Annotated in this window: 9 protein-coding genes; 6 read left to right on the plus strand and 3 right to left on the minus strand. The window is 60.2% G+C overall.

From position 1 onward, the window contains the following. Position 1 precedes the first annotated feature (1 nt). The 5 genes from nuoL to AAFP29_RS08255 all read left to right on the plus strand — a co-directional run bounded on the left by nuoL (position 2) and on the right by AAFP29_RS08255 (position 9,083). A complete protein-coding gene (gene nuoL / locus AAFP29_RS08235; RefSeq protein WP_419216850.1) occupies positions 2–1,903 on the plus strand; it encodes an NADH-quinone oxidoreductase subunit L in 1,902 nt (633 codons plus the stop codon). Continuing rightward, positions 1,900–3,465 (plus strand): NADH-quinone oxidoreductase subunit M, encoded by a 1,566-nt coding sequence (locus AAFP29_RS08240; RefSeq protein WP_419216851.1) that lies wholly within the window; start codon positions 1,900–1,902, stop codon positions 3,463–3,465. Before nuoL ends, AAFP29_RS08240 begins: the two co-directional genes overlap by 4 nt. Continuing rightward, entirely contained in the window at positions 3,462–5,117 is a 1,656-nt protein-coding gene (nuoN, locus tag AAFP29_RS08245) for an NADH-quinone oxidoreductase subunit NuoN (RefSeq protein ID WP_419216852.1), read from the plus strand. Before AAFP29_RS08240 ends, nuoN begins: the two co-directional genes overlap by 4 nt. A gap of 65 nt (positions 5,118–5,182) precedes the next feature. Further along, complete coding sequence (locus tag AAFP29_RS08250) at positions 5,183–5,860, plus strand: TetR/AcrR family transcriptional regulator (RefSeq protein ID WP_419216853.1); 678 nt, start codon at positions 5,183–5,185, stop codon at positions 5,858–5,860. Next, the gene (locus AAFP29_RS08255) at positions 5,853–9,083 is read left to right on the plus strand and encodes a carboxyl transferase domain-containing protein (protein WP_419216854.1); all 3,231 of its coding nucleotides are present in this window, start codon (positions 5,853–5,855) and stop codon (positions 9,081–9,083) included. Before AAFP29_RS08250 ends, AAFP29_RS08255 begins: the two co-directional genes overlap by 8 nt. Before the next feature lie 196 nt (positions 9,084–9,279). Here the strand turns inward: AAFP29_RS08255 and AAFP29_RS08260 are convergent, their stop codons facing one another. Then, the gene (locus tag AAFP29_RS08260) at positions 9,280–10,260 is read right to left on the minus strand and encodes an Abi family protein (protein ID WP_419216855.1); all 981 of its coding nucleotides are present in this window, start codon (positions 10,258–10,260) and stop codon (positions 9,280–9,282) included. Positions 10,261–10,623: 363 nt separating this feature from the next. Further along, positions 10,624–11,184: a hypothetical protein gene (locus AAFP29_RS08265; protein WP_419216856.1), complete on the minus strand. Its 561-nt coding sequence runs from the start codon at positions 11,182–11,184 to the stop codon at positions 10,624–10,626. Positions 11,185–11,463: 279 nt separating this feature from the next. Here AAFP29_RS08265 and AAFP29_RS08270 point away from each other — a divergent pair, with 279 nt between their 5' ends. Continuing rightward, positions 11,464–11,946 (plus strand): hypothetical protein, encoded by a 483-nt coding sequence (locus AAFP29_RS08270; protein ID WP_419216857.1) that lies wholly within the window; start codon positions 11,464–11,466, stop codon positions 11,944–11,946. 13 nt (positions 11,947–11,959) lie between these two features. Here the strand turns inward: AAFP29_RS08270 and AAFP29_RS08275 are convergent, their stop codons facing one another. Next, on the minus strand, positions 11,960–12,232 hold the full coding sequence (locus AAFP29_RS08275; RefSeq protein WP_419216858.1) for a hypothetical protein: 273 nt from the start codon (positions 12,230–12,232) through the stop codon (positions 11,960–11,962). Between the last annotated feature and the right edge of the window lie 28 nt (positions 12,233–12,260).

Raw genomic sequence — 12,260 nt, forward strand, 5'->3', positions numbered from 1 at the left:
GATGAGCGTTGAGCTGTCGAGTCAACTCCTCTGGCTGATTCCCGCGCTCCCCGCCGTGGGCTCGGCTGTCCTGCTACTCACCGGCAGACGAGCTGATCGGTGGGGCCATCTACTCGGCACCGGACTCGCGCTACTATCCGCCATCATCGGGATCGCGTTGTGGATCGGAATGATCGGGCGTCCCGCTACTGATCGGACTGTGCACAGCGATCTATTCAGTTGGGTGCCGGTCGGCGAGCTTCGCGTCGACTTCGGCTTCCAACTGGACCAGCTCGCAATGTGTTTCGTGCTGCTGATCACCGTCGTCGGTTCATTGATCCACGTCTATTCGATCGGCTATATGGCCGACGATCCCGACCGACGGCGCTTCTTCGCCTATCTCAACTTGTTTGTGGCCGCGATGCTCGTTCTGGTGCTTTCGGACAACTACCTCGGCCTATACCTCGGTTGGGAGGGAGTCGGCGTAGCGTCCTATCTGCTCATCGGCTTCTGGCAGTACAAGCCAACGGCCGCAACGGCTGCCAAGAAGGCATTCGTGGTCAACCGAGTCGGCGACATGGGACTCGCTATCGCATTGATGATCCTCTTCGCGACATTCGGGTCGGTGACCTTCAGTGAAGTATTCAGTATGGCCGGCGACGCCGGACAAGCGACGCTGACAGCACTCGGGTTCATGTTCCTCCTCGCGGCCTGCGGCAAATCCGCACAGGTTCCCCTGCAATCATGGCTCGGTGACGCGATGGAGGGACCGACACCGGTATCGGCACTCATCCACGCCGCCACCATGGTCACCGCGGGCGTGTACCTAATCACAAGGTCCGGTCCCATCTTCGATCTCGCACCGCATGCGCGAACGGGTGTGGTCGTGGTCGGTGCGGTGACTCTGTTGTTCGGCGCGATAATCGGCTGCGCGAAGGACGACATCAAGAAGGCTCTGGCGGCATCAACGATGAGCCAGATCGGGTATATGGTGCTGGCCGCCGGACTCGGTCCCGCTGGATACGCATTCGCGATCATGCATCTGCTGACCCACGGCTTCTTCAAAGCGGGCCTCTTCCTCGGCGCGGGTTCGGTCATGCACGCTATGAACGACGAGACCGACATGCGGCGGCTCGGCGGCTTACGCACCGTCATGCCAATAACTTTCGCGACCTTCGGCGTCGGCTATCTCGCCATCATCGGAGTGCCGCCATTTGCGGGCTTCTATTCCAAGGACCACATCATCGAGGCCGCCTTCGCCGCTGGCGGGGCACGGGGCTGGCTGCTGGGCCTGGCCGCTCTCCTTGGCGCCGGGATCACCGCGTTCTATATGACGCGAGTGATGTTGATGACCTTCTTCGGTAAGCGACGCTGGGATCACCGAGCTCGCCCGCATGAGTCTGGCTCGACAATGATCGGACCGATGATCCTGATTGCCATCGGATCGCTCGCGTCGGGTGGCCTACTCGCGATCGGTGGGACTCTTCAGGATTGGCTAGCCCCGGTAGTCGGCGAGACTCACGAACACGCGCCGCCGATACCCACGTGGTCGCTCACCGCCATCATCCTGGTGACCGTTGCCCTGGGTGTCGCGATCGCGTGGCGTCAATATGGTCAAACCCCGATACCGGTACGCGCACCAATCGAAGTGTCGATGCTGACCGTCGCCGCACGAGCGGATCTCTATGGAGACGCCGTCAATGAGCGGCTTCTGATGCGGCCGGGCCAGGAGCTAACCGCCGGATTGCTCGCCGTGGAGGACAACGGGCTCGACGGGGTCGGGCGCGGTATTGGAGCAGCGGTCAACTCGGCGTCGACGTGGATTCGACGGTGGCAGAACGGCTTTGTGCGTTCATATGCGATGTCGATGCTGGCGGGCACCGTTGCGATGATCGCCCTGATCATGGCGGTGAACATCCTATGAGTCTTACTATTCTGTGGCTGCTGCCCGCGATTGCCTCGGTAGCGTTGATGCTCCTGCCGGCTCGCGCCACACGGGCGGCCAAATATCTCGGTATGGCAACCTCGCTCGTCGTACTTACCTGGGCGGTCTTCCTCGCGGTTGCCTTCTCCCCCAGCGGTGCCCGATTTCAGTTCACCGAGGATCTGAGCTGGATCCCGGCTTTCGGAGCTAGATACTCGCTGGGCCTGGACGGTATCGGGCTGGTGCTCGTACTGCTCACCGTCGTATTGATGCCGCTGCTCCTGTTGGCCGGGTGGCGAGATGCCGACGCCAACGAAGGTCGCGGTGGGCATACCTACGTCGCGCTGATGCTGGCCGTCGAGGCGATGGTGTTGATGAGTTTCGTCGCCACCGACATACTGCTGTTTTACATCTTCTTCGAAGCCATGTTGATACCGATGTACTTCCTGATCGGCGGCTTCGGCGGTAGTGACGGCGCCAGGACACCCGCTGCGGTGAAGTTCTTGTTGTACAACCTTTTTGGCGGACTGATCATGCTGACAGCGGTGATCGGACTGTATGTGGTGACCATTCGTTCCGGCCTCGGTGTCGATGGCCACGGCACCTTTAGTTTCGAAGTGATCAGCGAGGCATCGGCCAATGGTCGGCTCGAAGCCTCGTCTGGCGTGCTCAATCTTATCTTCCTCGGGTTCATATTCGCTTTCGCGGTGAAGGCACCGCTATGGCCGTTGCACTCGTGGCTGCCTGACGCCGCAGTCTCCGCGACGCCCGCATCAGCGGTGTTGATGATGGCCGTTATGGACAAGGTCGGCACGTTCGCGATGCTCCGCTTCTGCATCGGCCTGTTTCCCGACGCCTCAACGACTTTCGCGCCTGTCATGTCCGGACTGGCGGTGGTCAGTATCGTCTACGGCGCCGTACTGGCCATCGGCCAGACCGATGTCATGCGGTTGATCTCGTACACTTCGATATCTCATTTCGGCTTTATAGTTCTGGGCATCTTCGCACTCACCAGTCAAGGACAGTCGGGCTCGACGCTCTATATGGTGAATCACGGAATCTCCACCGCCGCACTATTTCTCATCGCCGGATTCTTGGTTTCGCAGCGTGGCAGTCGACTCATCGCGGACTACGGCGGTGTCCAGAAGGTCGCGCCGGTTCTCGCCGGGACCTTCCTGATCGCCGGCCTGGCCACCCTGTCACTTCCGGGTCTCGCACCGTTCATCAGCGAATTTCTGGTACTGATAGGCACTTTCACCCGATATCCCGTCGCCGCGATCCTCGCGTCGAGCGCATTGGTTCTGTCGGCGATCTACATTCTGTGGACTTATCAACGGATGATGGGCGGTCCGGCGCCTTCGAAATCGATCGATGACGGCGCACCGCCGATCCGCGATCTCGGCTGGCGTGAGCGAGTCGTCGTTGCGCCACTGATTCTGGCCCTGCTGGCATTGGGATTCTTTCCCCGGCTAGTGCTGGACTTCGTCAATCCCGCTGTGTCCCATACATTGACGTCGGTGCACCAGACCGACCCAGCACCAAGTGTGGCAGGAGAACGATGACTTCATCCTCGATTACCACCCTCGCAATGGATTCACAGAGTATCGATTTCTTTCGGCTATCACCGATGCTGATCGTATTTGGCGTCGCAGTGACCAGTGTCCTCGTCGAGGCGTTCGTCGCTCGAGCTCTCCGGTACCGACTCCAACTGTGGCTATCCCTGGCGGGTTTGGCAGCGGGGTTCGTGGCGTTGGTCGCCGTCGCACGAGTACATGCGAACTCCACCGAGGTCGGCCGGGCCGCGATGTCGGGTGCGGTCATCATCGACGGTCCAACGCTATTCCTCCAAGGCACAATTCTTCTGATATCGCTTGCCGCGGTGAGCTTTATGGGCGAGCGGCGACTCGATCGAGTGTGGGCACCGGTCGAGGTACAGAGCGCGGCCGCGACGCGCACACTGTTGCCAACATCGAGCGGCGACGCCGAACTGCCCGCCGATGCGTTCACACCCTCGGCAGCAACCGTGCCCGGATCAGCCGATGAGCTGGTGTCAGCTCGCGCCGGCGCCATCACCACCGAGGTCTTTCCGCTCACGCTCCTGGCGGTAGGTGGGATGTTGCTGTTCCCTGCCTGCGGCGATCTGCTTACCATGTTCATCGCGCTGGAAGTGTTCTCGCTGCCGCTGTATCTGATGTGCGGTATCGCTCGACGCCGACGGCTACTCTCACAAGAGGCCGCACTCAAATACTTTCTCCTAGGAGCATTTTCGTCGGCAATCTTCCTATTCGGTGCGTCATTCGCTTATGGCGCAACGGGTTCCCTATCGCTCGGCGCGATTGGTGCGGCGGTCACGGCCCAGTCAGATGTCACGCTCGCACTGATCGCGGTTGCGCTGCTGGGTGTCGGCCTACTGTTCAAAGTTGGTGCGGTGCCATTCGGATCATGGGTGCCGGACGTGTACCAAGGAGCGCCCACGCCTGTTACAGCGTTCATGGCATCGGCAACCAAGGTGGCAGCCTTCGGCGCACTACTGCGCGTGCTCTACATCGGATTCCCTGCACTGCAAGACAAATGGGAACCGGCGTTGTGGACCGTGGCGATCGCCACCATGGTTGTCGCCACATTGATGGCAGTGACCCAGAGCGACATCAAGCGCATGTTCGCTTATTCGTCGGTCAGTCATGTGGGATTCATCCTGGTCGGCGTTGTCGCGCTGAGTCGATCCGGCCTAGCCGCGACTCTCTTTTATGTAGCGGCATACGCGCTTTCCGCATTCGGGGCTTTCGCGATCATCTCTGTCGTACGCGACTCGACCGGCCGGGAGGCTACCGATCTTTCCGCCTGGGCCGGGATCGGAAGACGCAATCCGCTTGTCGGATCGATGCTTTCACTCTTCTTGCTAGCCTTTGCCGGCATCCCGCTGACGAGTGGCTTCATCGCGAAGTTCGCCGTCTTTGGAGCTGCCGGCGGTGCCGGCGGCTGGGCGTTGGTCATGGTCGGAGTGATATGCAGCGCCATCGCCGCCTATTTCTATGTGCGGGCAATCGTGGCGATGTTCTTCACCGAGCCGACGGCCGAGTCACCGGATATCGTGAAACCCAGTCCGTTGACGACGGTTCCGATCGCGTTATGCGCGGCTGGCACCGTTGTGCTCGGCATCTTCCCGCAGCCGCTACTGGACCTGGCGAACTCGGCGGCAGTGTTTCTGCCATAGTTGGAAACGCAGTGGGTCAGCACATCTGAGTCACGCGCCATTGACACTGACGTCAACGTCAATGCATGCTGGACGCCATGCCGATCAGCGAGTCGCAGCAGCGCGCCCGGTCGGCGCGGAATTTCGAGGACAATCCGCGTCGACAACACATCATCGACGCCGCCGCCGACTGCTTTGCCGAGCTTGGCTTCCACGGCGCGACGGTCGAAGTCATCGCCGCACGAGCGCAGGTGTCCCGGCCGACCGTCTATGCCTATTTCTCTTCCCGTGAGGAAGTGTTTCGCGGAGTAACCGACCACGTCTGCGAGCGTTTTCTGCAGGCCCAACATGTCGAGGGTAAGCGGACAACGGCAGGATATCCCGGCGGGGAGGACCTGCGTCATATCCTGGCGATCACAACCAACGCCTTCATCGAAGCAGTCTACGAGTTCGGCGGTTTACTCGCGGTGATCGAGCAACGAGCACAAGTCGACCCCGACGTCGCCGAGAAGTGGAAGTCGGTGCGCACACGCCTCGTCAAGCGATACGCACGTTTCGTCGAACAGATCGCGCAAACGCATGGAATACAGCTCTGCGCCCCACCCGCAGCGATTGCCGAGTTGCTCTCCGACGCGCAGCTGGTCGGCGCGCGACGATTGACCGCTGCCTCGAAACACCAACGTGCACAGTATATCTCGACCATGATCGCAATGTCGGAAAGGCTCATTGGTCTCCCCCGAGCAACAGAGGACGCACATGCCTGAAGATCCAACTCTGCTCATCGCCAATCGCGGTGAGATCGCGCTGCGCATCATCCGCACCGCCACCGAACTCGGGATTCCCACAGTCGCGGTCTATGCGCAGGACGATTCCGAAAGCCCGCACGTTCGCGAAGCCGACATCGCCGTGGCGTTGGCCGAAAACGGGCCGGCGGCGTACCTCGACCAAGATGCACTGCTGTCGGCGGCCAGCCAGACCGGGGCGACTGCGATACACCCCGGGTACGGATTCCTTTCGGAGAACGCGGATTTCGCGCAGCGCTGCTCTGAGGCCGGGGTAATCTTCGTCGGGCCCTCCCCGGAAGTACTCCAGAAGTTCGGCAACAAGGCCCTTGCTCGCGACGCTGCCCAATCCGCCGGGGTGCCGGTCCTCGCCGCAACCAACGCCGGGGCGACCCTGGAGGAGGTCCACGCCTTCTTCGCCGACATTGACGGTGCGATCATGATCAAAGCTGTCTCCGGCGGCGGTGGACGCGGCATGCGGGAGGTCTCGGACGCAGCAGAAGTCGATGATGCCTACCGAGCGAGCGCCGCGGAAGCAGAACTCGGCTTCTCCGATTCCCAACTCTTCGCCGAACAGTTGTGCGGGAAAGCGCGACATATCGAAGTTCAGGTGATCGCCGCTGCCGATGGAGACGGCGGCACCACCGCGCTCGCGGTGGGCGACAGAGACTGCAGCATACAGCGACGTCATCAAAAGCTGATCGAAGTGGCTCCCGCCCAACAGCTTTCGAATGAGCTGCGCCTTAGGCTGCATTCGGCTGCGGTCCAGCTGTGCGCGACAGTCGGGTATCGCGGGTTGGCCACCGCCGAATTTCTCGTCACCGGAAATGATTTCGTGTTTCTCGAGGTGAACCCGCGTATTCAGGTGGAGCACACCATCACCGAGGAGGTCACCGGTATTGACCTCGTCGCGACACAACTGGCAATCGCTCAAGGTGTCACTTTCGGCGCCTTGGCTCTGCCTACAGGCGTGTCGTCCCGAAACTTCGATGCCGGCACCGGTACCCCAGCCTCCGCAGCCGGCATCGCCATTCAGGTGCGGATAAACATGGAGACGATCACTGCTGACGGCCAGACCTTGCCATCCGCGGGAACGCTGACCGAGTTCGCGCCACCGTCGGGGCCGGGGGTGCGAGTGGATACCTACGGGCGGTCGGGATTGACGGTCAGTCCGCGATACGACTCACTACTCGCCAAGGTGATCACCCATACCCGCCTCGATGACTTCGGCGCCGCGGTGCGCAAAGCCAGCGCCGCGGTAAGCAGTCTCACCGTCACCGGCGTACCGACAAATATCTCACTGCAACAGAAAATACTGTGCCACAATGATTTTCGCGCGGGTCAGGTAGATACCAACTGGCTCGATTCGCGACTGGTCGACTTCGCCGAGCAGCCCGCGTCCTCAACGTCACTATCCGACGACACGGTCATTCGGGCCACCATGACAGGGATCGTCGTCGAGATCGCCGAGCCGTCCCAACGGATAGCTCCGGGCGCTCAAGCCGCCGTTCTAGAGGCGATGAAGATGCAACACGTGGTGACCAGTGACGTCGGAGTCCTCGTGGAGCGCGTTCTGGTGACACCGGGGCAAGCGGTGAATCCCGGCGACCCGCTACTCGCCGTCGCTGGCGATGACCTCGCGGCACCCGGCGACACAGTAGCCGAATCGACGGTCGGCGAACGCGCTGATCTCACCGAGATCCTTGCGCGACACGCGGTGACCCTCGACGAATCGCGGCAAGAGGCTGTTGCGAAACGGCATGCCAGGCAACGCCGGACCGCACGCGAAAATATCGCCGACCTGGTCGACGAAGGTAGCTTCATCGAGTATGGCGCGTTAGCCATTGCGGCACAGCGGAGTCGGCGCAGTGAACAGGACCTGATCGAGAACACTCCGGCCGACGGACTCGTAGGCGGCACCGCAACAATCGGCGCTGAACGCTTCCCGTTTGCCGACGTCATCGTCATCTCCTACGACTACACGGTATTGGCCGGCACCCAGGGGATGCGCAATCATGCGAAAACCGACCGCCTATTGGAATTGGCTGCGCGCAAACAGGTTCCGTTGATTCTCTTCGCCGAAGGCGGTGGCGGTAGGCCGGGCGACACGGATTGGTCCGGCAACGCGCTGGACGTGCCGACCTTCCGTGCCATCGCAGCGCTCAACGGAAAGGTGCCGACGGTGTCGGTGGTGTCAGGCCGATGTTTCGCCGGCAACGCCGCCCTCGCCGGGGCGTGCGATGTGTTGATCGCGACGCCGGACGCCAATATCGGCATGGGCGGTCCGGCCATGATCTCCGGTGGGGGTCTGGGTATATACCGACCGGAGGACATCGGTCCCATCGATATCCAACGTCGGAACGGCGTCGTCGATCTGGTGGCCTCCGACGAAGCGCATGCCGTCGCCTTGGCCAAGCAATATCTGAGCTATTTCCAGGGCTCGCTCAATGAATGGGAGGCCCCCGATCCCGAACTCGCGCGCAACGTCGTGCCGGAGAATCGCCTGCGCGCCTATGATGTTCGGAATGCTGTTGCCGCAATCGCCGATGTAGGTTCGGTGTTGGAGTTGCGCCCCGACTACGGCGTCGGCATTGTGACGGCGCTGGTGCGGGTGGAAGGTGTCGCCTACGGATTGGTGGCCAACAGCAGCCACCACCTCGGCGGTGCGATTGACGCCGAAGCATCGGACAAGGCTTCCGATTTCGTCACGCTCTGCGAGACGCACCAAATTCCATTGGTAATGCTCTGCGACACACCGGGTTTCATGGTTGGCCCCAAATCCGAAGAGGACGCGACAGTGCGACGCTTTGGACGTATGTTCATTGCCGGCGCGCGACTGACCGTCCCGTTCGGTGCGATCATTCTCCGCAAGGCTTACGGTCTCGGTGCGATGGCGATGACCGGCGGCTCATTTCATGCGCCGGAATTCACCGTCGCTTGGCCGACCGGCGAAATCGGACCAATGGGCCTGGAAGGCGCGGTGCGGCTGGGCTTTCGGAAAGAACTCGACGCCATCGAAGACTCAGTTGAGCGCGACAGGGTCTTCAACGACATACTCGCTGCCGCCTATCAGCAAGGCAAGGCGCTGACGGCCGCGACAGCATTCGAGTTGGACGACGTGATTGATCCGGCCGACTCACGCCGCTGGATCAAAAGTCTGTCGGCCAGGCACGCGGGAATTGGAAAAGCCCTCCGCCTGAATTAACAGGCAGAGGGCTTCTGCGGTGGCGGGGGGATTTGAACCCTAACCGATAGTACGGTCAGACCCTTGAAACGCCGTCTACCTGCTGAAATACATCAGAGCTATTCACGCCAGATCACCCGGTTTCGTGGACAAGTGTGGGCAAAGTGTGGGCACAGCATCCGGGGGAACCACCGTCAACCTTGCACAGGTATCTGCGCTACGCATTCGGTTCGTAGTTCCAAAGGTCAAGCCCCTTCCACCCCGGAGGGAAACCCATGACCGACTCATTTACCACACCATCGTGAAGCGGGAGTTTGCTGACAACTGTCTTGAAGGAGCGAGGCCAATTACTCTCCGGTTTGGCAAGTGTCACGATATGCGCGTTCAATGCCGCCGCTGTGTATATACGCTTCCTTGCGTCGTCGCCCAACTCCGACAAGTGTGTCAGCGTAACGGGGACCTGATGTTCGTGCACCGCTGGGATTCCGTATACCGCGATCCGGTTCCATATCCGGTCATGGTGCGCGCAGTGATTCCGTACGTTGTTTAGCCGAATCAGCCACTTGTGCAGCACATTATGACCCTTCACTCCGAAGTGGTCTGAGATACGCCGCTTGTCCTGCTTGTCGAGCATTCCATACAGCCGGACTAGTTGACCGAATTCCAAAATCTCAACCGCTACCCAGATCGGTAATCGGCCGTCGTATTTTTCGCGAAAATGGCGAATAAAGTCTTCGTTCTGCGATTCGGATGTGCGGCGCTCATACCGTTCGATCCAGTCAGTATGTGCATCGTTGTCGCGAGCGCCCCGGACCTCCGCGCACTCATTTTCATCTAAGTGGACCCGTTGTAGATGTCCGAACTTCTCACGTTTTCCAAGAACGTAAGCAACTTGAACGCGGAGCGCCACCTCAACGATCTCTAAGGCTACGAGAATCTGCGCGCGCAGTTTGCTATCGAAATCGCACAGCGCTACAACCTGCTCGAAGGTCGCGCCTTCGATAAACTCATCAGCTCGTCTTCCCGGATAGCCTGAATCAAAACGCCGGAATGGGTACGAATATGCCGATAGCCTGTAGTACCCGATTCGTTTCAGCGCTCGAACTGCCGCCCGATCGTCATCACACCCCAATCCGCGTGACTTCATGAGTTCAATCTGCTCGTTGAAGTTGCGGTGAGCCTTGTTGTATTCCGCCATCGACGCAACTGCTCCCAAAAGAAAACCGACCCTTGTTAGCCGGTGACACGCAGTCGGTGACTAACAGAGGGGCCGGGGTTGATGAAGAAAATTTACCTCGCCATGGCTGCCACCGTCAAAACTGGATCGGAGGCCGCATTAGCCATTTATAGGACCCCTAGAGGTTTCCGAAGTCCGCATGGTCTCACGAACCCTACGCGAGCCGCATTCGGCCACCAGTGGCCAAAACAGGGCCACCTAGCGGTACCGGTTAGTCGAACGCCGAAATCAAGTTATCCCCAGGACATCACAGTTTGGTAACAACTGACGACTGAGCTTGTGGATAACTCCCCTCCCGACGCGCATGTCAGGATGCGGCAGCTTCTAGTCATCAACGCGTGTGACATCGCTCGCCAAATTGATCTCCCATTCGACCTTGTGCGCGTCGAGGAACCGCACAATCGGCGCCCACTGATGCCGAGTCCAGTCTTCCCCGAAGAACGGGAACAGTTCGCGGTCGCAACCGCCGTCGATGCGATCGATGACCTTGATCGCCCGCGACATGTACGGGTTCGGTTGCCACTGCACCACGGTTTCAACACCGTCGACTACCGCCGTAATTGAGTGGATGTGGACATCGAAGATTGGCTCGTTGCTCGCATTCGACACTTTGATGCGCCCGCGTCCGCCAGCGCCCTGGCTTCCATGTATCCGGATTTTCTTCGCCTGACTGTCGTCGGCGCGTTGCCGATCGACTTCGAAACCGGCCGCGATTCGTTCCTGTGCTGCGGCAACCCGCTGAGCAGATTCCCTGCTCTCACGCGCATCCGTGGCAGCGGACGCAGCTGCCTGCTGTGCATCTCGTCGCTGCCGGAACGCGATCCAGGCCGACCATGCCGCAATCAGCATCGAACCGATCGTCACCACTAGGCCAGCGGTCTCCATGCAGGAATTATGCAACACTTCCGCCTCACGCCTCTCGTCCTAGATGTCAAGACGTCAACAAGCACTCAGAATCCGAGCGCGCGTGCGTGCGATCGATGAAACCTGACTCGCGCGAGCAATCTGGCGACTACCGTTCCGACCATGCGCCGAGTCGTGTCTGTACTGTGCGTATCCGCAGTCGCCCTGTCAGCAGCCTGCACGAGCACTGCTCAACGGACTGTAACTACAACCACTGTGACTGCACCGCATGGTTCCCCGTCGCCACAATCGACAACCACCATGCGGACAGATCAGGACGCCACCGAAATACCCCCGTACGTGACGAGCCGCGGCATACCCAAGAGTTCCAAGGCATCCGACGGCTCTGCTGCCGACATCACTTTCCAGAGCATCTGGTGGAAACCTGAAAACTGCGGCGGGAGCTGGGGATGCGCAGTTGTTGAACTAACAGTCACTGGCCGCTCCGCGACGCCGTTCGCTTACAACGATTCGTTTGTCACTGTCGGGTATGGCGGCGGCTCCAAGCCCTGGACGGAACCCGAGGATTCGAACACTGTCGGCGGCAGCACGAACTTGAACTACTCCTCGATCGGCAAGGTGCCACCCCTCCGACTCGGCGAGGTGCGACAAGGACAGACAATTCACGGCTACGTCGGCTTCGGGCTCAACGGCCTTGAACGCGGCACCGACCTTTACATCAAGGTCACGGACCCCGCAGATCCGGAGAACACCGAAGCTGGCTGGCACACTGTTCTCGATTGATTCCGCGTCGCCTCTATCGGTACTCGATCGTGGCTATCGAGACTTGTATGGTGTCAGGTACGTCGTCCGTATTGAGTGATTCGATCTGGTCTTCCGGAAAGTTCACGACGGTCAACACTGGCAGCATCGCCAGATTCACGATGTGAGCTTTTGCGCCGTCCTGTATCGCAAGCACGATGGATTCTCGCTGCCTAATTACTGTCTGCAGTACAGGTACGACGTCGGCGGGCGGTTCTGGGAACAGTATCTGGAAGTCGAGCGAAGGCGCTGAAACAAGGGTCGGCATGCCCTTGATTGTCACCTACCTTGTCGTG

The organism is Gordonia sp. CPCC 205333, assembly GCF_048537885.1.
Classification (GTDB): domain Bacteria; phylum Actinomycetota; class Actinomycetes; order Mycobacteriales; family Mycobacteriaceae; genus Gordonia.

Bases quoted from the DNA above. Each gene is read 5' to 3' on its own strand.
- AAFP29_RS08260 (WP_419216855.1), bottom strand. From the start codon at position 10,260: ATGGCGGAATACAACAAGGCTCACCGCAACTTCAACGAGCAGATTGAA.
- AAFP29_RS08265 (WP_419216856.1), bottom strand. From the start codon at position 11,184: ATGGAGACCGCTGGCCTAGTGGTGACGATCGGTTCGATGCTGATTGCG.
- AAFP29_RS08255 (WP_419216854.1), top strand. From the start codon at position 5,853: ATGCCTGAAGATCCAACTCTGCTCATCGCCAATCGCGGTGAGATCGCG.
- nuoN (WP_419216852.1), top strand. From the start codon at position 3,462: ATGACTTCATCCTCGATTACCACCCTCGCAATGGATTCACAGAGTATC.
- AAFP29_RS08240 (WP_419216851.1), top strand. From the start codon at position 1,900: ATGAGTCTTACTATTCTGTGGCTGCTGCCCGCGATTGCCTCGGTAGCG.
- AAFP29_RS08250 (WP_419216853.1), top strand. From the start codon at position 5,183: ATGCTGGACGCCATGCCGATCAGCGAGTCGCAGCAGCGCGCCCGGTCG.
- nuoL (WP_419216850.1), top strand. From the start codon at position 2: ATGAGCGTTGAGCTGTCGAGTCAACTCCTCTGGCTGATTCCCGCGCTC.
- AAFP29_RS08275 (WP_419216858.1), bottom strand. From the start codon at position 12,232: ATGCCGACCCTTGTTTCAGCGCCTTCGCTCGACTTCCAGATACTGTTC.
- AAFP29_RS08270 (WP_419216857.1), top strand. From the start codon at position 11,464: ATGCGGACAGATCAGGACGCCACCGAAATACCCCCGTACGTGACGAGC.